18 protein-coding genes and 2 pseudogenes are annotated in these 18,775 nt (G+C 67.9%); 7 read left to right on the top strand and 13 right to left on the bottom strand.

Going from position 1 to position 18,775, the window contains the following annotated elements; genetic code table 11:
- Nucleotides 1–217 (top strand): annotated as a pseudogene (locus A5625_RS28630) (HD domain-containing protein); the annotation flags it as partial.
- On the opposite strand, the gene A5625_RS28635 reads toward A5625_RS28630, so the two are convergent.
- The 6 genes from A5625_RS28635 to yajC form a co-directional block, all read right to left on the bottom strand.
- The gene (locus A5625_RS28635; protein ID WP_369830033.1) at nt 113–466 is read right to left on the bottom strand and encodes a hypothetical protein; all 354 of its coding nucleotides are present in this window, start codon (nt 464–466) and stop codon (nt 113–115) included. The pseudogene A5625_RS28630 and the gene A5625_RS28635 sit on opposite strands and share 105 nt — an antisense overlap.
- A gap of 44 nt (nt 467–510) precedes the next feature.
- On the bottom strand, nt 511–1,053 hold the full coding sequence (locus A5625_RS22005; protein WP_066998955.1) for an adenine phosphoribosyltransferase: 543 nt from the start codon (nt 1,051–1,053) through the stop codon (nt 511–513).
- A 7-nt stretch (nt 1,054–1,060) separates the two neighbouring features.
- The gene (locus A5625_RS22010) at nt 1,061–2,728 is read right to left on the bottom strand and encodes an ABC transporter substrate-binding protein (protein ID WP_066998958.1); all 1,668 of its coding nucleotides are present in this window, start codon (nt 2,726–2,728) and stop codon (nt 1,061–1,063) included.
- 43 nt (nt 2,729–2,771) lie between these two features.
- Complete coding sequence (gene secF / locus A5625_RS22015; RefSeq protein ID WP_066998961.1) at nt 2,772–4,067, bottom strand: protein translocase subunit SecF; 1,296 nt, start codon at nt 4,065–4,067, stop codon at nt 2,772–2,774.
- Nucleotides 4,068–4,070: 3 nt separating this feature from the next.
- Nucleotides 4,071–5,936, bottom strand: a complete 1,866-nt coding sequence (gene secD / locus A5625_RS22020; RefSeq protein ID WP_066998963.1) for a protein translocase subunit SecD — start codon at nt 5,934–5,936, stop codon at nt 4,071–4,073.
- 112 nt (nt 5,937–6,048) lie between these two features.
- Nucleotides 6,049–6,375 carry a preprotein translocase subunit YajC gene (gene yajC, locus A5625_RS22025; protein ID WP_066998966.1) on the bottom strand — a complete coding sequence of 109 codons (327 nt, stop codon included), beginning with the start codon at nt 6,373–6,375 and terminating at the stop codon, nt 6,049–6,051.
- Between the two features lie 220 nt (nt 6,376–6,595).
- On the opposite strand from yajC, the gene gabT reads away from it, so the two are divergent.
- Nucleotides 6,596–7,936, top strand: a complete 1,341-nt coding sequence (gabT, locus tag A5625_RS22030) for a 4-aminobutyrate--2-oxoglutarate transaminase (protein WP_066999008.1) — start codon at nt 6,596–6,598, stop codon at nt 7,934–7,936.
- A 151-nt stretch (nt 7,937–8,087) separates the two neighbouring features.
- Nucleotides 8,088–11,600: a carboxylic acid reductase gene (car, locus tag A5625_RS22035; RefSeq protein WP_066998969.1), complete on the top strand. Its 3,513-nt coding sequence runs from the start codon at nt 8,088–8,090 to the stop codon at nt 11,598–11,600.
- Between the two features lie 67 nt (nt 11,601–11,667).
- On the opposite strand, the gene A5625_RS22040 is transcribed toward car, so the two are convergent.
- From A5625_RS22040 to ruvC, 6 genes are all read right to left on the bottom strand, one after another.
- Nucleotides 11,668–12,360, bottom strand: coding sequence for a hypothetical protein (locus tag A5625_RS22040; RefSeq protein WP_066998972.1), 693 nt, complete (start codon nt 12,358–12,360; stop codon nt 11,668–11,670).
- Nucleotides 12,361–12,491: 131 nt separating this feature from the next.
- A complete protein-coding gene (locus A5625_RS22045; protein WP_066998975.1) occupies nt 12,492–12,875 on the bottom strand; it encodes a DUF1304 domain-containing protein in 384 nt (127 codons plus the stop codon).
- Between the two features lie 131 nt (nt 12,876–13,006).
- Nucleotides 13,007–13,723: a hypothetical protein gene (locus A5625_RS22050; protein ID WP_066998978.1), complete on the bottom strand. Its 717-nt coding sequence runs from the start codon at nt 13,721–13,723 to the stop codon at nt 13,007–13,009.
- Nucleotides 13,724–13,987: 264 nt separating this feature from the next.
- Nucleotides 13,988–15,037 (bottom strand): Holliday junction branch migration DNA helicase RuvB, encoded by a 1,050-nt coding sequence (gene ruvB, locus A5625_RS22055; RefSeq protein ID WP_066998981.1) that lies wholly within the window; start codon nt 15,035–15,037, stop codon nt 13,988–13,990.
- Nucleotides 15,034–15,645 (bottom strand): Holliday junction branch migration protein RuvA, encoded by a 612-nt coding sequence (ruvA, locus tag A5625_RS22060; RefSeq protein WP_066998983.1) that lies wholly within the window; start codon nt 15,643–15,645, stop codon nt 15,034–15,036. Before ruvA ends, ruvB begins: the two co-directional genes overlap by 4 nt.
- Nucleotides 15,642–16,208 carry a crossover junction endodeoxyribonuclease RuvC gene (gene ruvC, locus A5625_RS22065; RefSeq protein ID WP_066998988.1) on the bottom strand — a complete coding sequence of 189 codons (567 nt, stop codon included), beginning with the start codon at nt 16,206–16,208 and terminating at the stop codon, nt 15,642–15,644. Before ruvC ends, ruvA begins: the two co-directional genes overlap by 4 nt.
- 182 nt (nt 16,209–16,390) lie before the next feature.
- On the opposite strand from ruvC, the gene A5625_RS22070 reads away from it, so the two are divergent.
- Genes A5625_RS22070 through A5625_RS22085 form a run of 4 tightly spaced genes read left to right on the top strand, consistent with a single transcriptional unit; the run spans nt 16,391 to nt 18,439 of the window.
- Nucleotides 16,391–17,002, top strand: coding sequence for a DUF4178 domain-containing protein (locus A5625_RS22070; RefSeq protein WP_066998991.1), 612 nt, complete (start codon nt 16,391–16,393; stop codon nt 17,000–17,002).
- Nucleotides 17,003–17,019: 17 nt separating this feature from the next.
- A complete protein-coding gene (locus tag A5625_RS22075; protein WP_066998994.1) occupies nt 17,020–17,535 on the top strand; it encodes a DUF2617 family protein in 516 nt (171 codons plus the stop codon).
- On the top strand, nt 17,532–17,963 hold the full coding sequence (locus tag A5625_RS22080) for a DUF4247 domain-containing protein (RefSeq protein WP_066998998.1): 432 nt from the start codon (nt 17,532–17,534) through the stop codon (nt 17,961–17,963). Before A5625_RS22075 ends, A5625_RS22080 begins: the two co-directional genes overlap by 4 nt.
- A 20-nt stretch (nt 17,964–17,983) precedes the next feature.
- The gene (locus A5625_RS22085) at nt 17,984–18,439 is read left to right on the top strand and encodes a DUF350 domain-containing protein (protein ID WP_066999001.1); all 456 of its coding nucleotides are present in this window, start codon (nt 17,984–17,986) and stop codon (nt 18,437–18,439) included.
- A 140-nt stretch (nt 18,440–18,579) separates the two neighbouring features.
- Here A5625_RS22085 and A5625_RS28640 read toward each other — a convergent pair.
- A pseudogene (locus tag A5625_RS28640) lies at nt 18,580–18,775 on the bottom strand (spermidine synthase); the annotation flags it as partial.

Here is an 18,775-nt window from a genome sequence, read left to right on the forward strand (position 1 = left end):
CAACCCGGTGCTCGAACCGCTGGTGGCGGTGCACCGGGAGATCTATCCGAAGGCGAACGTGTCGATGCTGCAGCGCGCCTTCGAGGTCGCCGATCAGCGCCACGCCACCCAGTTACGCTATTCCGGCGACCCCTACATCACCCACCCGTTGGCCGTCGCCACGATTTTGGCCGAATTGGGAATGGACACCACTACTTTGGTGGCCGCGCTGCAGCATCGACACGTTCGCCTTCGGATAGATCTCCCGGTGCACCGCCACCAGCGGTTCGAGCACCGGGTTGAGCGTGCTGCGCTGGGCGGTCATCCTCCGCGCCAGCCGGGCCCGCACCCGCCGCGACGCGCTGCTGGATGTCTTCAGGGATTCGGCCGGAGGCTCCGGAACCTCCATCGGCTGGGTGATGGCCGGCGACTCTGAGACCTTGGTGGGCGCGTCAAGCGCTTGCGCCGCGCTCTTCTCATCCGCCACGTTTGGTCACCTCCGAATTCGAGGATATCTCCAATGCCTGAGCGCTACTCGCAAGTCAGGCTGTGTACCGCCAATGGCGCGACCGCTTCCCGGCCACGCAGCGCGCCGAGTTCGAACACCACCGCCGCCGCCGTCACGTTGGCTCCCGTGCGCTCGAGCAACCGGACCGCCGCGGCCAGGGTACCGCCGGTGGCCAGCACGTCGTCGATGATCACGATGTCGCGCCCGCGCAGGTCGATGCCGTCGGCGGGGATCTCCAGCGTCGCACTGCCGTATTCCAGGTCGTATTGCTCGGCGTGCACCGGCGGCGGCAGTTTGCCGCCCTTGCGAATGGCCAGCACGCCGGTCTGCAGCCGGTCGGCGACGGCCGCGGCCACCAGGAACCCCCGCGAGTCGATGCCGGCCACCAGGTCGGCGCCGGATGCGAGGTCGGCCAGCGCGCCGGTGATCGCCGTCATGGCCGCCGCGTCGGCGAACAGCGGGGTGAGGTCCTTGAACTGGATCCCCGGTTTGGGGAAATCGGCCACCTTGCGGGTCAGCGACGCGATGAGCTCGGCCACCGGCGGTCGCTCGCCGGCGTTCGTCATCGGAGCCTCACTGCACGAGGGCCCATCGGTCCATGTTCCAGCCGGCGCCCCAACGCGTCGGGTTCTTGCTCACCGCGTACATCTTCTTGGAGGTCAGCAGTGTGCGCTGCTGCCGGTACAGGGGCAAAGTGGGCATGTCGGCCCACAGTACCGGGGCGGTCTCGGTCAGCAGCCTGACTCGCTCAGTGGTGTCGGCCGACACTGAAAGCGCGCTGATGGCGTTGTCGACCTGCGGATTCGTATACCCGGACAGGTTGTTGCCGTTGCCGGTGTGCAATGCGTAGGCGTCCAGCGCCGACGACCCGGTCGACCCGCTGCCGGTGGCCCCGCCGGTGCTGGCCAGCAACGCGTCGATCTTTCCGTCCCTGAGCGCCCGGGGCCCCGAGCTGTCCAGGATGACGCCGGACACGGTGATACCGGCCGCGGCGCACGCTTTGGTGATGACGCCGACGTTGACCGCGAGCCGTGCGTTGGGCCCCTGGTAGCCGATCCGCACCGTCAGCGGCGCGCCGCCCAGCGCTTTGCGAGCGCCGGCCGGATCGGCCTTGTTGAACGGGTCGGCCTCGCCGTCCCCGTCACCGGCCGATACGGCGTCGTCGGTGGCCGGATCGAGACGGGAGTTGGCGATCGGGGTACCCGCGTCTTTGGCCAGCGTGTCGCGCGGCGTGCACAACGCGACCGCGCGCCGGGCCTTGGGCGCCGCCAGCGGTCCCTGCGGGGCGAAGATCAGCTGTTCGATGCCATTCGACGGCCCATCGGAACGCTCGTAGTTGTCCGGCGTGGTCAGCGCCCCCGAGGAGCCGGCGGCGACGTCGACCACGTCGACGCTGCGGTTGTTGACCCGATCCTGGATGTCAGGCCCCTGCGACCACACGGTCACCCGCTTGGTGATGGCCTTGGGCCCCCACCACCGGTCGTTGGCGACGAGCACCACCGCGCCGCCATCCAGGATGGATTCGATCTTGTACGGCCCCGACGACGGGAAATGCTTGAGGATTTCCTCACGTTTCAGCCCGGGCTTGAGGTCCCAGATGGTGTTCCACAGCTTCGCGATCTGCTGCACCAGCGGCCCGTTGTTGCTGAGCAGGGCCGCGGTCACGTCGACGTTGAGTTGGTCGGCGATGACGTGCGACGGCATCAGCGAGGTCGCGGTGAACAGCTGGTTGTAGTCGACGACGCCGCGGTCCGGGATGAAGGACACCCGGGCCTTCTTTTGCCCGGGTATGCATTCGACGTTGGCGATGTCGATGTAGCCGGCTTGGCTGGCGGCGTGGAAGTCGGGAAACTTGCCGGACTGCGCCGCCCAGGCGAGCACGATGTCGTCGCAGGTCACTGGCTTGCCGTCGGAGTAGACGGCGTTGTCGGCGATCTGGTAGTCCAGCACCAGCGGCGTACCGCCGACCACCGAAACGGTACCGAAGTCGCGGTCGGCAACGATTTGCCCGTCGGGGCCGTGATAGCTGAAGCCGGTGAGCGTGCGGGCGAACGCCTGCGCCCCGGCCGAGGCGGCCCCGGCGACGGTGTTGGTGTTGTAGGTGGACAGTGGGCCGTCGACCACGTAGTCGATCTGGGAGGCGGCGCTGCCCGCGCAAGCGGTCAGGGCGAACCCCGCCGCCAGCACCACTGCCAGTCCGGCGCCGATCCATCCCGTCACGGCCCGCCGGCCGATGAGCATGCCAACATCGGCCCCAGTCCCCGGGTACCTGGTGGCCATGCGATTACCGCCGGCCGACGTTCCGCTTGCCGGTGGGACGCCGCGTGCCGGTCGGCCGCACCGGACGGGCGCCCGGCGCCGGCTTGCTCGGCGCGGGCTTGGACGGCGCTTCGGAAGCCGGCTCGTCCGTGGTCTTCTCGGTGTCCGCCGCGGTGTCGGCCGCATCTTCACCGGAGCTTCCCGTCTGCTTCTGCGTGCCGGGCCTGCGTCGTTTGATGACGCGACGAGTGTGGGTGCGCACCAGCTCCGTGCGCTCACGCAACGTGACCAGCAGCGGCGTGGCGAAGAAGATCGACGAGTAGGTGCCGACCAAGATCCCGACCAGCTGCACCAGCGCCAGGTCCTTCAACGTGCCGACACCCAGCAGCCACACCGCCACCACCATCAGCGCCAGCACCGGCAGCACACTGATCAGGCTGGTGTTGATGGAGCGCATGAAGGTCTGGTTGATCGCCAGGTTGGCTTCCTCGGCGAAGGTGCGCCGAGTGGTGTGTTGGAAGTCTTTGGTGTTCTCCTCGACCTTGTCGAACACGATGACGGTGTCGTAGAGGGAGAAACCGAGGATGGTCAGCAGGCCGATGACGGTGGCCGGTGTGACCTCGAAGCCGACCAGCGAGTAGACGCCTGCGGTGACGGTCAGGTCGAAAATCATGGTCGTCAGCGCGGCGATGGACATGTACCGCTCGTATCGCACCGTGATGTAGACGCCGACCAGCACCAGGAAGACGGCGAGCGCGATCAGCGCCTTGTTGGTGATCTGGCCACCCCAGGTCTCGGACACCGCCGCGTCGCTGATCGCCTGCTTGCTGGGCTTACCGTCGGCGCCCTTCGGCTGGAAGGCGTCGAATAGGGCGTTGCGCAACTTCGTCGTCTGGTCGTTGGTCAACGTTTCCGAGCGGATCTGCACGGTCGCGCCCGGGCCGTTGCCGACCATGACCACCGCTTCCGGATCGTTGCCGAGGGCCTTGTGGAACACCTCTGAGACCTGCGAGGTCTGTATCGTGCCGGTCTTCCCGGCGGCGGGCATCGACACCGTCGTGCCGCCGTTGAAGTCGATACCGAAAGTGAAGCCGCGCAACACGATCGACAGGAGGGCGACGGCGACGATCGCGCCGCTGATGCCGAACCACAAGCGGCGCCGTCCGACCACCTCGAAGGCGCCGGTGCCGGTGTAGAGGCGGGACAGGAAGTTGTGGTGCGGCGGCCCGGCGGTGCCGGCGGCGCTGTCGGTCAACTCGGTCGTGCCCGCGGAGGCTTCGGTGATTTCGGTTGCGTCTTTGGAGGCTTTGGAGGGAGTCATCCGCTATCCCCGTCCCGTCTTGACCTGTACCGACGCCCGGCGTTCGCGGGCGACCTGCTGAACGGCGCCCAGGCCGTTGTAGGCCGGCTTTGCCAGCGTCGGGGACTTGGACGCCAGGTACACCAGCGGCCAGGTCACCAGGAACACCACCACGATGTCGAGGACTGTGGTGAGGCCCAATGTGAAGGCGAATCCCCGCACCTGACCGATCGCCAGGGCGTAGAGCACCGCGGCGGCCAGGAAGGTGACGGCGTTACCCGACACGATCGTCTTGCGGGCCCGCGTCCACCCTCGTGGCACCGCGGACCGGAACGAACGGCCTTCGCGGATCTCGTCTTTGATGCGTTCGAAGAAGACGACGAACGAGTCGGCGGTGGTTCCGATACCGATGATCAGACCCGCGATACCCGCCAAATCCAGGGTGTAGTTGATCTGACGGCCCAAGATCACCAGGATCGCGAAAATCATCGCGCCGGAAGCGGCGAGCGACAGCGCCGTGAGCAATCCCAGCACCCGGTAGTACAGCAGCGAATACAGCAGCACCAGGACCAATCCGATCGCCCCCGCGACCAGTCCCGCCCGCAGCGAGGTCAATCCCAGTGTCGCCGAGACGGTTTGGGCCTCCGACGATTCGAAGGACAGCGGCAGCGAGCCGTATTTCAGAACGTTGGCCAGCTGCTTGGCGGTCGCGGCGGTGAACGGCGGATCGCCGCCACTGATCTGGGTCCGGCCGCCGGGGATGGCTTCCTGAATCATCGGCGCGCTGACCACCTGCGAGTCCAGCGTGAACGCGGTCTGGGTCCCGATGTGGGCGGCGGTGAAGTCGGCCCAGGTGTTCGCCGCGGCGGACTTGAACTGGAGGTCGACGACGTAGCCGATGCCGCGCTGGTTCTGGCTGGCGCTGGCGTCCTGGATCTGGTCACCGCTGATGATCGACGGCCCCAGCAGATAGGCGACCTTGTGGTCCGTCGAGCAGGTGATCAGCGGCTGGGCGGGGTCGTCGTTGCCGGCCAGGATGTCGTCTTTGTCGCAGCGGGTCGCCTGGAACTGCAGGGCGAGGAACTGGATGCCCTGACGGGTGCTTTGCCGCCACTTCTTCTCCTCGGTGATGCGGTCGGCGAGGTCCTTGCGCGGATCCGGCGGGGCGGGCTGTTCGGCGGGCGGCGCCTCCCCGGCCGGCGCGGCGGGCGCGGGCGCGGGGGCCGGAGCCGGCGCGGCGGGTGCGGGCGCGGGGCTAGGCGCCGGAGGCGCGGGGCTGGGCGTAGGCGGCGGGTCCTGCGGATAGGGCCGGGGCTGGGCACCCGGTGCGGGCTGGCCTGCCGGTGGCGGCGCGGGTTGGCCCGGAGCGGGCTGAGCGGGCGCCGGCTGGCCAGGAGCCGGCTGACCGGGGGCCGACTGACCGGGGGCGGGCTGACCGGGCGCCGGCTGGCCAGGCGCCGGCTGACCGGGAGCGGGCTGGCGCGGCGCCGGCTTGGGCTCGACGCTCTGGGCCGGCATCGAATTGAGCACCGGGCGGATATAGAGCCGCGCGGTCTGGCCCAGGTTGCGGGCCTCGTTCCCGTCGTTTCCGGGGACCGTGATGATCAGGTTGTCGCCGTCGACCACGACCTCCGAGCCGGAGACGCCAAGTCCGTTGACCCGGGCACCGATGATCTGCTGCGCCTGCGCCAACGCCTCCCGGCTGGGTTTCGAGCCATCCGGGGTACGTGCGGTCAACGTGACGCGGGTGCCGCCCCGAAGATCGATGCCGAGCTTGGGAGCGGCTCGCTTGTCCCCGGTGAGGAACACCAACAGGTAGACGCCGACGAGCAATAACAAGAAGACCGACAGGTAGCGGGCAGGGTGCACCGGCGCCGAAGACGATGCCACGTTCCTTCTATCTCCTCGAAAATCGGTTACTTACCCGGGACAGAGCCTACGTGGCCCTCCGTTGCCCATTGCGCCAGCGGTCCACCGGTTGAGTGATCGGTGGGGATCGCCGTCAGGAATCCTTGCTGATCGATCCCTCATCGGCGGAGCCGTCGCCGTCGGCCAGGTCTTCGTCCTCGTCGGGCACGATCCGGTCGCGGATCGCCAGCTTCATCCACGTGGTCACCACGCCGGGGGCGATCTCGAGGTCGACCGTGTCCTCGGCGATCTCCACGACGGTGGCCTGCAGACCCGAGGTGGTGTGCACCCGGTCACCCGGACGCAATGACTCATGCAGGTCGATGGTGGCCTGCATCGCACGCTTCTGGCGGCGCGATGCCAAGTACATGAACCCGCCCATGATGAGCAGGAACGGCAGGAACAGGATCAAGCTCTCCATGGACGCGCCTGTCTTTCGTCGTAAATTTTCGGGGCATTACAGAGGGGCAAGTGCCGGTACGACTCGAGCGTCGCGGACCTCGTAACGATCCAGTGTGCCCGTCCAGTCTGGCAGGCCACGGGGCGCAACCGACCGCCACGGTGCGCGGAGTGCCCGCCGACGGGAACCTCGATAGGCTTTTGATGCGACGTGACACGCGCGCCGCGGGGAGGAGTACGTGGTGGCCAGCCTGGAGCAGACCCGCCAACTGGTCACCGAGATCCCCGGTCCGGCGTCGCTGGAACTGAGCAAACGCCGGGCGGCGGCGGTGTCGCACGCGGTGAACGTGTCGGTGCCGGTCTTCGTGGCGCGCGCCGGCGGGGGAATCATCGAGGACGTCGACGGCAACCGGCTGATCGACCTCGGGTCCGGCATCGCGGTGACCACCATCGGCAACTCGTCGCCCCGGGTGGTCGACGCGGTCCGCGCGCAGGTGGCCGAGTTCACCCACACCTGCTTCATGGTGACGCCGTATGAGTCCTACGTCGCCGTCGCCGAAACCCTCAACCGGATCACCCCGGGTTCCGGCGAGAAGCGTTCGGTGCTGTTCAACTCCGGCGCCGAGGCGGTCGAGAACGCCGTCAAGGTCGCCCGGGCATACACCCGCAAGCCCGCCGTGGTGGCGTTCAATCACGCCTACCACGGCCGCACCAACCTGGCGATGGCGCTGACCGCCAAGTCCATGCCCTACAAGGCCGGCTTCGGTCCGTTCGCACCGGAGGTCTACCGGGCGCCACTCTCCTACCCCTACCGGGACGGGCTGATCGACAAGGAACTGGCCACCGACGGTGAGAAGGCCGCCGCGCGGACCATCAGAGTCATCGACAGCCAGATCGGCGCCGACAGCCTGGCCGCCCTCATCATCGAGCCGATCCAGGGTGAAGGCGGATTCATCGTCCCCGCGGAGGGCTTCCTGCCGACCTTGCTGAACTGGTGCCACCAGAACGACGTGGTGTTCATCGCCGACGAGGTGCAAACCGGCTTCGCCCGCTCCGGCGCGATGTTCGCCTGTGAGCACGAGGGCATCGAGCCCGATCTGCTCTGCACCGCCAAGGCCATCGCCGACGGACTGCCGCTGTCGGCGGTCACCGGCCGCGCACAGATCATGGACGCGCCGCATGTCGGCGGCCTGGGCGGCACCTTCGGCGGAAACCCGCTGGCTTGCGCGGCCGCGTTGGCCACCATCGAGACGATCGAGAACGACGGATTGATCGAGCGGGCCCAGCAGTTGGAACGCCTGATCACCGAACCGCTGCTGCGGCTGCAGGCCGGCGACGACCGGATCGGCGACGTGCGCGGCCGGGGCGCCATGATTGCCATCGAATTGGTGAAGTCGGGAACCGCCGAGCCCGACAAAGAACTGACCCAGAAGCTGACCGTCGCGGCGGCCGCCGCCGGAGTGATCGTGCTGACCTGCGGGATGTACGGCAACGTCATCCGGCTGCTGCCCCCGCTGACCATCACCGACGAATTGTTGAGCGAGGGCATCGACATCCTCGGCGGACTGCTGCGCGACCTGTAAGACACGAAGACGTTTACGGCCCGGGTGGGCAATCTCACAACCTGCGTAAAGCCAGATCCTGGTGGAATACCGTTACTTTAGCTAACGTTCTATATGTCAGCGCCGACAGCGCAAAATGACTCACTATCTTTCATTCGCAAGGGATCTGTATATGTCGACTGCCTTACATGACGAACGACTCGACCGTCGCGTCGAGGAACTCATTGCCAACGACCCGCAGTTCGCCGCCTCCCGACCGGACCCGGCGATCACCGCTGCCCTCGAACAGCCCGGTCTACGTTTGCCGCAGATCATCCGGACGGTGCTCGACGGTTACGCGGACCGGCCGGCACTGGGACAGCGCACGGTGGAGTTCGTCAGGGATGCCAAGACCGGACGTACGTCGGCCGAGCTGCTCCCCCGCTTCGAGACCATCACGTATGGCGAACTGGGCGAACGGGTTTCGGCACTTGGCCGGGCCTGGGCCGCTGACTCGGTGAGCCTCGGCGACCGGGTCTGCGTGCTGGGCTTCAACAGCGTTGATTACGCCACCATCGACATGGCGCTGGGCACCATCGGAGCCGTCTCGGTGCCGCTGCAGACCAGCGCGGCGATCACGTCGCTGCAGCCGATCGTGGCCGAGACCGAGCCCAGCCTGATCGCGTCGAGCGTCAACCAGCTGTCCGACGCCCTGCAGCTGATCCTGGGCGGCGACCACGTGCCCGGCAAGCTCGTCGTGTTCGACTACCAGCCCGAGGTCGACGACCAGCGCGAGGCTGTGGAAGCCGCTGTGGCGCGGCTGGCCGGCACCGATGTGGTCGTCGAGACGCTCGCCGACGTGCTGCGGCGCGGCAAGGACCTGCCGCCGGTTCCCGAGCAGCAGACCGACGAGGACTCGCTGGCCCTGCTGATCTACACCTCCGGCAGCACCGGCGCCCCCAAGGGCGCGATGTACCCGCAGAGCAACGTAGGCAAGATGTGGCGGCGCGGTAGCCGGAACTGGTTCGGCGAAAGCGCTGCGTCGATCACCCTCAACTTCATGCCGATGAGCCACGTCATGGGACGCGGAATCCTCTACGGCACCCTGGGCAACGGCGGTACCGCCTACTTCGCGGCCCGCAGCGACCTGTCCACCCTGCTCGAGGACCTCGAGTTGGTGCGTCCGACCGAGATGAACTTCGTTCCGCGTATCTGGGAGACGCTCTACGGTGAATTTCAGCGCCAGGTCGAGCGACGCCTGACCGACGGCGGGGACCGCGCGGCGGTCGAGGCCGAGGTGTTGGCCGAGCAGCGTCAGTACCTGCTGGGCGGACGGTTCATCTTCGCGATGACGGGCTCGGCGCCCACCTCCCCGGAGTTGAAGAAGTGGGCCGAGTCGCTGCTCGAAATGCACCTGTTGGACGGCTACGGCTCGACCGAGGCCGGAATGGTGTTGTTCGACGGCGAGATTCAGCGTCCGCCGGTCATCGACTACAAGCTGGTCGACGTTCCGGACCTGGGCTACTTCAGCACCGACCGTCCGCATCCGCGCGGTGAACTGCTGCTGCGGACCGAGAACATGTTCCCGGGCTACTACAAGCGGGCCGAGACCACTGCCAACGTGTTCGACGAGGACGGCTACTACCGCACCGGTGACGTGTTCGCCGAGATCGCTCCGGACCGGCTGGTGTACGTCGACCGGCGCAACAACGTGTTGAAGCTGGCGCAGGGCGAGTTCGTGACGCTGGCCAAGCTGGAGGCGGTGTTCGGCAACAGCCCGCTGATTCGGCAGATCTACGTCTACGGCAACAGCTCGCAACCCTACCTGCTGGCGGTCGTTGTCCCGACCGAAGAGGCGTTGGCGGACAACGATATTGAGTCGCTCAAGCCGAGGATCGCCGACTCGCTGCAGAAGGTCGCCAAGGAGACCGGCCTGCAGTCCTACGAGGTGCCGCGCGACTTCATCATCGAAACCACCCCGTTCACATTGGAGAACGGTCTGCTGACCGGGATCCGCAAGCTGGCGTGGCCGAAGCTCAAGCAGCACTACGGCGAACGGCTCGAGCAGATATACGCCGACCTGGCCGCCGGGCAGGCCAACGAGCTGGCCGAACTGCGCCGCAGCGGCGCCGAGGCGCCGGTGCTGCAGACCGTGAGCCGGGCCGCGGCCGCCATGCTGGGGACCGCGACCAAAGACCTGTCGCCCGACGCCCACTTCACCGATTTGGGTGGAGACTCGTTGTCGGCGTTGACATTCGGAAATCTGCTGCGTGAGATCTTCGACATCGACGTGCCGGTGGGTGTCATCGTCAGCCCGGCCAACGACTTGGCGGCGATTGCCAACTACATCGAGGCCGAGCTCCAGGGCTCCAAGCGGCCCACCTTCGCCGCCGTGCACGGACGCGGCGCCACCACGGTGCACGCCAGCGACCTGACCCTGGACAAGTTCCTCGACGAGGCGACTCTGGCCGCCGCACCGAACCTGCCCAAGCCGGCGACCGAAGTGCGCACGGTGTTGCTGACCGGCGCCACCGGATTCCTGGGCCGTTACCTGGCACTGGACTGGCTCGAGCGGATGGACATGGTCGACGGCAAGGTAATCGCCTTGGTGCGGGCCAAGTCCGACGCGGAGGCGCGGGCCCGGCTGGACAAGACCTTCGACAGCGGCGACCCGAAACTGCTGGCGCACTACCAGAAGCTGGCCGCCGACCACCTGGAGGTCATCGCCGGCGACAAGGGCGAGGCCAACCTCGGCCTGGACCCGCAGACCTGGCAGCGACTGGCCGACACCGTCGATGTCATCGTCGACCCCGCGGCGCTGGTCAACCACGTGCTGCCCTACAGCGAGCTGTTCGGGCCCAACGCCCTGGGCACCGCGGAGCTGATCCGCATCGCGCTGACGTCCAAGCAAAAGCCCTACACCTACGTCTCGACAATCGGGGTGGGCGACCAGATCGAGCCGGGCAAGTTCGTCGAGAACGCCGACATCCGGCAAATCAGCGCCACCCGCGAGATCAACGACAACTACGCCAACGGTTACGGCAACAGCAAGTGGGCCGGCGAGGTGCTACTGCGTGAGGCCCACGACCTGTGCGGCCTGCCCGTCTCGGTGTTCCGCTGCGACATGATCCTGGCCGACACCAGCTATGCCGGACAGCTCAACCTGCCGGACATGTTCACCCGGCTGATGCTGAGCCTGGTCGCCACCGGTATCGCGCCCGGTTCGTTCTACGAGCTCGACGCCGAGGGCAACCGGCAACGGGCGCACTACGACGGCCTGCCGGTCGAGTTCATCGCCGCGGCGATCGCGACCCTGGGAACGCAGATCACCGACAGCGACACCGGGTTCCAGACCTACCACGTGATGAACCCGTACGACGACGGCATCGGACTCGACGAGTACATCGACTGGCTGGTCGAGGCCGGCTACTCGATCGAACGCATCCCGGATTACTCCGAATGGCTGCGACGGTTCGAGACCTCGCTGCGGGCACTGCCGGATCGGCAACGTCAGTACTCGTTGCTGCCGCTGTTGCACAACTACCAGAAGCCGGAAAAGCCGATCAACGGCTCGATGGCACCCACCGATGTGTTCCGCACGGCGGTGCAGGAAGCGAAAATCGGCCCCGACAAAGACATTCCGCATGTCTCGCCGGCGGTCATCGTCAAGTACATCACCAACCTGCAGTTGCTCGGATTGCTCTGAGGTAGGCCGAAAAGCAAGTCGCCCAGCCCTTGAAAGGGCTGGGCGACTTGCTGTTGTGTCCTGAAGACTACTGCTGCGGGTGCGGCCAACGCAGATACGCGGCGTTGGCCCCGGACCCCGCACCGGCGCGGTTACGACGCCATCCCCGCTTGGGCTCGGGATCAGCCGCGGATCGCGGCTTGGTCAGCGCGCCCGAGGAAACCTCGGCCGGCTCGTAGACCGGATCCCGGTAGGGCTCGACGCCCGGCGCCGCAGCGGCGCGTTCGGCCGCCACCGGATGCACGTCACGGGCCAGGCGCGCAGCGGTGCGCGCCAGCGCGACGCCGCCAATGAAAATGATCAGCGCACCCAGGCCGGAGAAATAGGTGACCTCGAGCACCGCGCGCTTGCGGTCGGTTGCGGCGATCGGGTCGCCGGCTGAGCCGATCCCCAGCAATGGGGCGACCTGACCGCCCACCACGAACCAGGCTCCGGCCAGCACGGCCAGCCAGCCACCCAGCATGGCGGCGACCCGGTTGCCGGCGACGATCAGTAAGAGTCCACCCAGCACGGTGGCGGCGCCGGGCGCCACTTCCAGCCAGCCGCGGGCCGTGCTCCATGCCCAGTCCCGGTCTGGTGTGTAGGCGAAGTTGAAGTGCGGACCAACAAACGGTATTAACGCCCCCCAAGCTCCCAAAATGACCAGGAGCAATCCGCTGACCGCGCCTCGCGAGCGCGGCATACTCAGCCCGCGGGTTCGGCCGTCCTCTGCGTATTTCATGACATCCCCTCGTTGAATACCGGGTCGAATTCCGGCCTGGGGTGGTTACCCAGCGCCTTCCAGTACTAACCCACGAGGCCGACGAAAGCCACTGCTAGCTGGGGCTTTTGAGGCTGGTGGGGCTGATGTTACTAATGAAGGCCGATAAATAGCAGCACGATTGCGATCGCGGGGAAGGTGCCTTGGGTCGCCGCGGCCCGCGCCTTGTCTCGTGCGGACGCGACCAGCACCACCGCGGCCGCGGCCATCGATCCGACGCCGGCGAAGACGAGCGCCGCTCCAATACCTTTGTGCCCCAATGCAACTGCGGCGATGCCCACACCGGTGACGACGGCCAGGAACAGGTTGTAGAAGCCCTGGTTGAAAGCGAGCAGTTTGGTGGTTTCGGCTTCTGCGGCGGTGATGCCGAAGGTGGCGCGGGTGCGCGGCGAGGTCCAGGTCAACGATTCCATCACAAAGATGTAGACATGCAGCAACGCCGCCAGTGCGGCGAACACCAATCCGGCCGTGATCATCGCTCCTCCTCGCTGGCGGAGGCATCGGGTGCCGGTGAACATTACCGACCTGCGACTAAGCGGGCCAGCCTGACGCGAAACGGCACCGGTAGCCATAGGGCTACCGGTGCCGTCCGCTACTTATTCAGCGGCTAGACGCCGGCGTGGTGTTCCCGGTGGAACAACCCGCCGCCTCCGGGGCGTCGGTGGAATAACCCGCCGCCGCCGGCACGCCGGCGGAACAAGCCACCCCTGGTGCGCTCGCCCTCTACGGCCGCCGGTGCCGCACCGCGACTCTCGTCGTACATGGCCGCTTCGCCCGCCGGTACGGCCGCGCCCGCCGGTACGGCTTCCCCGGCCACCGGGGCCGGTTCCGTGACCACGACGTCTCGGGCATGCCGGACGGCCAGGCGCGCCACGGCGGCCCCGCCCAGGAACAGGATCAGGGCACCGAGGCCGGTGAAGTAGGTGACCTCGAGGAGGGCTCGTTTCAGGTCCGTGGAGGCCACCGGTTGGCCTACATCCCCGATACCCAGCGTCGACGCGAAGGCGCGCCCGACCACGAACCAGGCGCCACCCGCGACCGCGAGCCAGCCGCCCAACACGGCGCTACCGCGGTTACCGGCCATCAGCACCATCAGGCCACCGACCGCCGTGACGGCACCGGGCAGCACTTCCAGCCAGCCTTTGGCCGTCGTCCACGTCCATGCCGGATCGGACGTGTAAGCCCAATCGATGTTGGGCCCGAAGAACGGCACCAAAGCGCCCCACACACCCAGCAGAATCAGGAGTAACCCGGTTAGCGCGCCGCGGGAACGTGGCATGTACAGCGCGCGAGATCGTTCGTAGTCGTGCGGCCTGGTCCTCATCGGAACCTCCTTCAACAGGTCTTGTTGCTGTGAGCCTGGTTACCCGGCGCTGCCTGGGTGTAACCGGCTGCGGGCGGTCAGTGTTTGCTGTGGCCGCCGTGCAGGGTTGCGTCCGGCGGCGGTTCAGCCGGACGGACGGTGCTGAGAACGGTCTGACCAGGCCGGAAGCGCGGCCGGCAGCGGTGTGGTCACCGGCCGGGGGGAAGGTCACGATTTGGCGGCGATGGCCGGCCACCAGGTCAGCGCACCGATGGTGGCGACCCGCTAGTCGAACAGACCGGCTTGCCCGAGTCCGGTGACGCCGGGCGGTGGGGCCATGCCGAGGTGCGTCCACGCCTGGGCAGTGGCCACCCGGCCGCGCGGGGTCCGCGCGACCATGCCGGCCCGGACCAGGAACGGCTCACAGACTTCCTCGACGGTGGCGGCCTCCTCGCCCACCGCGACGGCTAGCGTCGACACTCCGACCGGGCCGCCGCCGAAGCTGCGGGTCAGCGCCGAGAGCACCGCCCGGTCCAGCCGGTCCAGGCCCAGCTCGTCAACGTCGTACACCGCCAGCGCGGCCTTGGCGACGTCACGGGTGATCACGCCGTCGGCGCGCACTTCGGCGAAGTCGCGGACCCGGCGCAACAACCGGTTGGCGATCCGCGGTGTGCCGCGCGAGCGGCGGGCGATCTCCCCGGCCGCATTGCCGCCGAGTTCGATACCCAGGATCCCGGCCGAGCGCACCAGTACTCGCTCCAGCTCGGCGGGCTCGTAGAAGTCCATGTGCGCGGTGAAACCGAACCGGTCCCGCAGTGGACCGGTCAGCGCGCCCGATCGGGTGGTGGCACCGACCAGGGTGAAGGGCGCCACCTCCAACGGAATCGACGTCGCCCCGGGACCCTTCCCGACCACCACGTCGACCCGGAAGTCCTCCATGGCCAGATACAGCATCTCCTCGGCGGGCCGGGCGATGCGGTGGATCTCGTCGATGAACAGCACATCGTGCTCGACCAAGTTGGACAACATCGCCGCCAGATCGCCGGCCCGTTCCAGCGCCGGCCCGGATGTCATCCGCAACGCGGATCCGAGCTCGGCCGCGATGATCATCGCCAGCGACGTCTTGCCCAGCCCCGGCGGACCGGACAACAGAATGTGATCCGGTGTGCCGCCGCGGTTCTTGGCGCCCTCGATGACGAGCTGCAGTTGCTCGCGCACCCGCGGCTGGCCGATGAATTCGCGCAGCGACCGCGGCCGCAGGCTGACGTCGACGTCGCCGTCACCCGACACCAGCGCGCCGGAGACCTCCCGATCGGCGTAGTCGTCTGCGGTCATCGCGACTTACCCAGCAACGACAGGGCGGCCCGCAGCACGCCCGAGGTGGTGGCGTCGTGTTCGGAGGCCAGTACCTTGTCGGTGGCTTCCTCGGCCTGCTTGACGGCAAAACCGAGCCCCACCAGGGCCTCCACCACCGGACCGCGTACCGCGTGGCCATTGAGGCCCGCACCCGAAGACGCTCCGCCGCCCACCACGCCGGCACCGACCGCGCCCATCTTGTCGCGCAACTCCAGCACCATCCGTTCGGCGCTGCGCTTGCCGATCCCGGGCACTCGGGTCAACGCCGTGACGTCGCTGTCGTGCAGCGCCTGCCGTAGCGCGCCGGCGTCGTGCACGGCCAGGGTCGCCATGGCCAGCCGGGGCCCGACGCCGGACACCGACAGCAGCGTCACAAACAGATCGCGGGTTTCGGTGTCGGTGAAGCCGTACAGCGTCATCGAATCCTCGCGGACGATCATCGCGGTGATCAGCCGCGCCTCGGTCCCGGTGCGCAGCGTGGACAACGTCGACGGGGTCGCGTTCACCCGGTAGCCGACCCCGGCGGCCTCGATCACCACATGATCGAGCGCCACCTCCAGCACCTCACCCCGCACCGACGCGATCATCGCGCGGCCTTCAGCTTGGCATCCAACTTGGATTGGTATTTCCGTCGCTGTTCAGCGGCCATCGCTTCGGCGGCGGCCAACCGGGCGATCGTCGGCGCCCGCCAGCAATGACAAATCGCCAGGGCCAGCGCATCGGCCGCGTCGGCCGGAGTCGGTTTCGCCTGCAGCGCAAGGATTCTGGTGACCATCGCGGTGACCTGTGCCTTGTCGGCCGCGCCGTTGCCGGTGACCGCGGCCTTGACTTCGCTGGGCGTGTGGAAGTGCACGTCGATGCCGCGTTTGGCCGCCGCAAGCGCGACCACACCGCCCGCCTGGGCGGTGCCCATCACCGTCGACACGTTCAGTTGGGAGAACACCCGCTCGACGGCCATCACGTCCGGCTGGTGGGTGGCAAGCCAATGCTCGACGGCATCGCTGATCTGCAGCAGCCGTTCGGCCAGCGGTGCGTTCGACGGGGTGCGCACCACGTCGACGTCCAGCGCGACGACGGTGCGCCCGCGCCCGCTTTCGACGACCGACAGCCCGCACCGGGTCAGGCCGGGGTCGACGCCCATCACCCGCATTACCCGCTCCCACCTAGTTAGAACAGCTGTTCGATACCCTAGCGGCCGGCACCGACGGGTCCGGGTAGGACACGCGGCGGCCACGCCGATTCCCGGCGGTGACGTTACTGCGCCCAACCCAGGAAAAAGCTGTTAGCTTTAGCCCACGTTCGCTCGAGCAAGGTGGCAACGGAAGGGTTGGCGTGGGATCTCTGCTGCTCATCATCGCCGTGGCGTTCTTCATCGCATCTATCGTCGTGCTGGTAGTGGCTTTGCGGCGGCCCAAGCAGCCGGTCCAGCGGGGCGGGCGTCAGGATCCACTCGCGTCCGATGCGATGCCGGAGTTCGGGCCGCGCCAACTCGGCCCGGGCGCCGTCGTCAGCTACAGCGGCATCGACTACATCGTGCGCGGTTCGGTCACCTTCCGCGAGGGCCCCTTCGTGTGGTGGGAGCACCTGCTCGAAGGCGGCGACCAGCCGATCTGGTTCAGCGTGGAGGAGGACGACGGGCGGCTCGAGCTGGCGATGTGGGTCACCCGCAAGGACGTGCCGTTGCGGCCCGGCGACCCATATGTCGTGGACGGTGTGATGTTCCACGAGTCCGAACGCGGCCGCGCCTCGTATACGACCGAAGGCACCACCGGCCTGCCGGCCGGCGGCGAGATGGAATTCGTGGACTGCACCAATGCCGATGAGACGGTGCTGCTTTCGTTCGAGCGCTGGGCGCCGGACATGCCCTGGGAGGTATCGACGGGCAAGTCGGTGTCGCCCGGCGAGATCACTGTGTATTCGGCGCCCCCGCCCAGCTCGACATAGAGCAAGAGGTCAGGTCGGTGCCCCTTCATCAGCTCGCCGTGACTCCGGCCGACGTATCCGGCGAAGGCCTGGGCCTCGCGCTCAACGCGCCCGTTCCCGAGCCGCTGGCCAGCTGCCGGCTGGACCACCCCGGCGGCGGCGCCCCGTTACTGCTCGGCGTGCTCGGCGCCTCACATGTCGTCGCGGTCGAGCGCCCTACGGGCCGGTTCTCCGAGGAAATCTCCTGTACCGCACGCGACCTCGGGGCCGAGCTGCCCGGGCGCACCGACGCCCCCGGCTACTGCCTGCGGTCTTGGACCGACACCCACGACGAGGCGAGCTTTCGTCGCCTCGCGCAGCACCTGCGCGGCCGTTGTGTCCGCCGGGCGGGCTGGCTCGGTGGCGCATTTCCCGGCGATGACGCCGCCCTGACCGTGCTGGCCGCCGCACCCGACGGCGCGGGCTGGCGCTGGCAGACCTGGCACCTCTATCCGGGCCGTCCCGCCGGCAACGGCGGGACGGTGGTCCACACAGCGAGCCGGTGGCGCCAGTGAGCCGCAACCGCCTGTTCGTGATCGCCGGTGTGCTCGGCGCCGCCGGGGTGGCGTGCCTGATCTTCGGAATCATCTTGCTGCAGAAGAACATTGCGTCGTACGTCGCGAGCCACTATCACGAGTACGGCCGCGATGTGAACGGGACGCGCTACCAGTGCACCGGGTCGCCCGATCAGGTGGCCGACGCGCTCGCCGAGTACGCCGAACCCGAGGCAAGGGCGGCCAACGGCAACAGCGAATACCTGCGCTACGGCAACAACATCGTGATCGTCGGCCCCGACGGCAATTACCCGTGCAGCATCCGCGTCGAACCGCTGAGCGCCGGATACAGCCACGGCGCCTTCATCTTTCTCGGCCCCGGCTTCAGTCCCGGTTCCCCGTCGGGCGGCGCCGGAGGCACGCCCGGTGGCCCCGGCGGAACCAAATGAGTACAGCAAAGGAGAAAACCATGTACCTGGCCGTCGAGATCGGCACGGTCGACCTCAATCCCGTGCTGAAAGGCGCGGTCGCGACCATCCTGTACTTCCTGGTCGGCATGGCAGTGCTGCTGGTCGGGTTCTACGCGGTCGACGTGCTGACCCCGGGCAAGTTGCGCCAACTGGTCTTCATCGACCGCCGGCCCAACGCCGTCGTGGTCGCGGGCGCGATGTACATCGCGCTGACCGTCGTCATCATCACCGCCATCGCCAACAGCTATAGCCAACTGGGCCAGGGCCTGGTCGGGGTGGCGGTCTACGGGCTGATGGGCGTGATCCTGCTGGGCGTGGCGCTGCTGACCATGCACCTGCTGATCCCGGGCAGCTTCCACGAGCACATCGACGAGCCCGAGCTACACCCCGGATCGTTCGCGGTGGCGCTGATATTGCTTGCCGTGGGAGGGGTGACCGCCGCGGCGGTGTCATGAGCGCCATCGATGTCCGGACGCCCGAGGCGCCGCCGCCGGCGGCCGCGTCGGGGCGGTGGCGGGCACTGTTGCTGGCTGCCGTCGCGGCCTGCGCGGCCTGCGGCATCATCTACGAACTCGCGCTGCTGACGCTGTCGGCCAGCCTCGACGGCGATGAAGGTGATCGCGGCGTGCCCCAGCAACGGTTTGACCAGCAGCGCGCCCACACCCAGCGCTGCGATGTAGCCCGCCACGATCAGTGAGGTGGCGACGATCCCGCCGCCGTCGAGGCTGGCCGACAGCGTCAGCAGCGCGAGTTCGTAGATGATGCCGCAGGCCGCGCAGGCCGCGACGGCC

Source organism: Mycobacterium sp. 1465703.0, from assembly GCF_001672975.1.
Taxonomy (GTDB): domain Bacteria; phylum Actinomycetota; class Actinomycetes; order Mycobacteriales; family Mycobacteriaceae; genus Mycobacterium.

Coding starts and splice junctions, on each gene's coding strand:
- A5625_RS22005 (WP_066998955.1), bottom strand. CDS start 1,053: ATGACGAACGCCGGCGAGCGACCGCCGGTGGCCGAGCTCATCGCGTCG.
- A5625_RS22010 (WP_066998958.1), bottom strand. CDS start 2,728: ATGCTCATCGGCCGGCGGGCCGTGACGGGATGGATCGGCGCCGGACTG.
- secF (WP_066998961.1), bottom strand. CDS start 4,067: ATGACTCCCTCCAAAGCCTCCAAAGACGCAACCGAAATCACCGAAGCC.
- yajC (WP_066998966.1), bottom strand. CDS start 6,375: ATGGAGAGCTTGATCCTGTTCCTGCCGTTCCTGCTCATCATGGGCGGG.
- car (WP_066998969.1), top strand. CDS start 8,088: ATGTCGACTGCCTTACATGACGAACGACTCGACCGTCGCGTCGAGGAA.
- A5625_RS22040 (WP_066998972.1), bottom strand. CDS start 12,360: ATGAAATACGCAGAGGACGGCCGAACCCGCGGGCTGAGTATGCCGCGC.
- A5625_RS22045 (WP_066998975.1), bottom strand. CDS start 12,875: ATGATCACGGCCGGATTGGTGTTCGCCGCACTGGCGGCGTTGCTGCAT.
- A5625_RS22050 (WP_066998978.1), bottom strand. CDS start 13,723: ATGAGGACCAGGCCGCACGACTACGAACGATCTCGCGCGCTGTACATG.
- ruvB (WP_066998981.1), bottom strand. CDS start 15,037: ATGACCGCAGACGACTACGCCGATCGGGAGGTCTCCGGCGCGCTGGTG.
- ruvA (WP_066998983.1), bottom strand. CDS start 15,645: ATGATCGCGTCGGTGCGGGGTGAGGTGCTGGAGGTGGCGCTCGATCAT.
- ruvC (WP_066998988.1), bottom strand. CDS start 16,208: ATGCGGGTGATGGGCGTCGACCCCGGCCTGACCCGGTGCGGGCTGTCG.
- A5625_RS22085 (WP_066999001.1), top strand. CDS start 17,984: ATGTACCTGGCCGTCGAGATCGGCACGGTCGACCTCAATCCCGTGCTG.